Consider the following 1,267-nt stretch of genomic DNA (forward strand, 5'->3'; position numbering starts at 1 on the left):
GTTCTCGGTCGCGAACAGGCGAGTGACCTGACCGTCGTCGGTCTCCACCGTCAGCTGGTATCCGCCGAGCACCTCCTCCGAGGAAATGCTGGCGAGAATTTTCATTGCAGACAAGGCAGTCCTCCGTCCTGATAGTCGAAGGGCAACGCGCAGCGATGGCGATCGACTCATGCCTCGCCGTCCCGGCGCCGTTCGTTCACGCTATGGGGCGGCTGGTGTCTTCATCATCGATGAGCTCGCAATCGGCCTAATGCCGCCCCATCTACAAGCTACCCTCCGCGCAATCCCGTGCACTGGGTGACGACGGAGAGGGCAAGATGGCTCATTCCACGAACAATGGCGCCGCTCAGGCGATCTCGGCGGTAGATTTCAATGAGCGGGTGAAGCTCATGCTGATCGGTAAGCCTGATCCGAAGAAGGGGAAGCAGTATCAGCGGACGCAGTTCCAGTCCAAGCGGCCAGCCCCGCAGAAGTAGTCCCGCATCGCCATGGAATTCGATCGGGCCGAGCTGGCGCATCTGCGCGAGATGCGCTGCCTCTCCGAAGACGCGTGCGGTCACACCATCTATGCCGGCCTCACGCGTCTCGAATCCGAGGAATATTTCGCGCTGATGCGACCCGGCGGCGCCGATCGCCATGAGGGTGAGGCGTCCAATGCTCATAATGCGCGACGCGCCCGGTTTCTGGCGCTGCATCACAGAATGAGGAACGCTCAACTCCAAGCCATGGCACGCGATCAATATGCAGCCATGGAAGCGGCTAGCACGACCCTGACGAGCGGCTCATCAGAGATGGTCATTGCTCGGCACCGCGAACTTGTCGCCAACAACACCAAGCGTTTGACTGCGGCATGAGGAGCATGCCGAGCCTTGCTGGAGCCGTGATAGCGATCGCCATCACGGCCATGCTTATGGCCTCAGGCGATGCAAAAGCGCGGCCCGTCACACAGGTTGAGAAGGCGGCCATTATCTCGTGGATGCGCAGCAATCTGGCCGATCCTCACGATCTGCGCTCCGCCAGGATCAGCGACTTGCTTATCGTGCCTGGTGCGAATGGGCGGCCGGTCACGATCGTGTGCGTCGACTTCAAAAGGAAGATCCGGGTCGGCCACAGTGCGGGGCTCTACCGGATGGCCTTCGCTCCGACCGCCGCCGGACTGGCCTATAGCAACACCTCGTCGAATGTAGTCTCAGCGACGTGCTATCTTCCGCAGGTCGTCATGCGAGCATTCCCAGAACTAACATTCATGAAATAGGAGGGCCGCACT

3 protein-coding genes are annotated in these 1,267 nt (G+C 60.6%); all 3 read left to right on the forward strand.

From position 1 onward, the window contains the following. Positions 1–317 precede the first annotated feature (317 nt). Genes MOX02_RS31710 through MOX02_RS30620 form a run of 3 tightly spaced genes read left to right on the forward strand, consistent with a single transcriptional unit; the run spans position 318 to position 1,255 of the window. Positions 318–476, forward strand: a complete 159-nt coding sequence (locus MOX02_RS31710; protein ID WP_170268060.1) for a hypothetical protein — start codon at positions 318–320, stop codon at positions 474–476. 12 nt (positions 477–488) lie between these two features. Further along, a complete protein-coding gene (locus MOX02_RS30615) occupies positions 489–854 on the forward strand; it encodes a hypothetical protein (RefSeq protein ID WP_147029513.1) in 366 nt (121 codons plus the stop codon). Positions 855–859: 5 nt separating this feature from the next. Further along, positions 860–1,255, forward strand: a complete 396-nt coding sequence (locus MOX02_RS30620; RefSeq protein ID WP_147029514.1) for a hypothetical protein — start codon at positions 860–862, stop codon at positions 1,253–1,255. Positions 1,256–1,267 lie beyond the last annotated feature (12 nt).

Origin of the sequence: Methylobacterium oxalidis (genome assembly GCF_007992195.1) — a bacterium.
Taxonomy (GTDB): Bacteria; Pseudomonadota; Alphaproteobacteria; order Rhizobiales; family Beijerinckiaceae; genus Methylobacterium; species Methylobacterium oxalidis.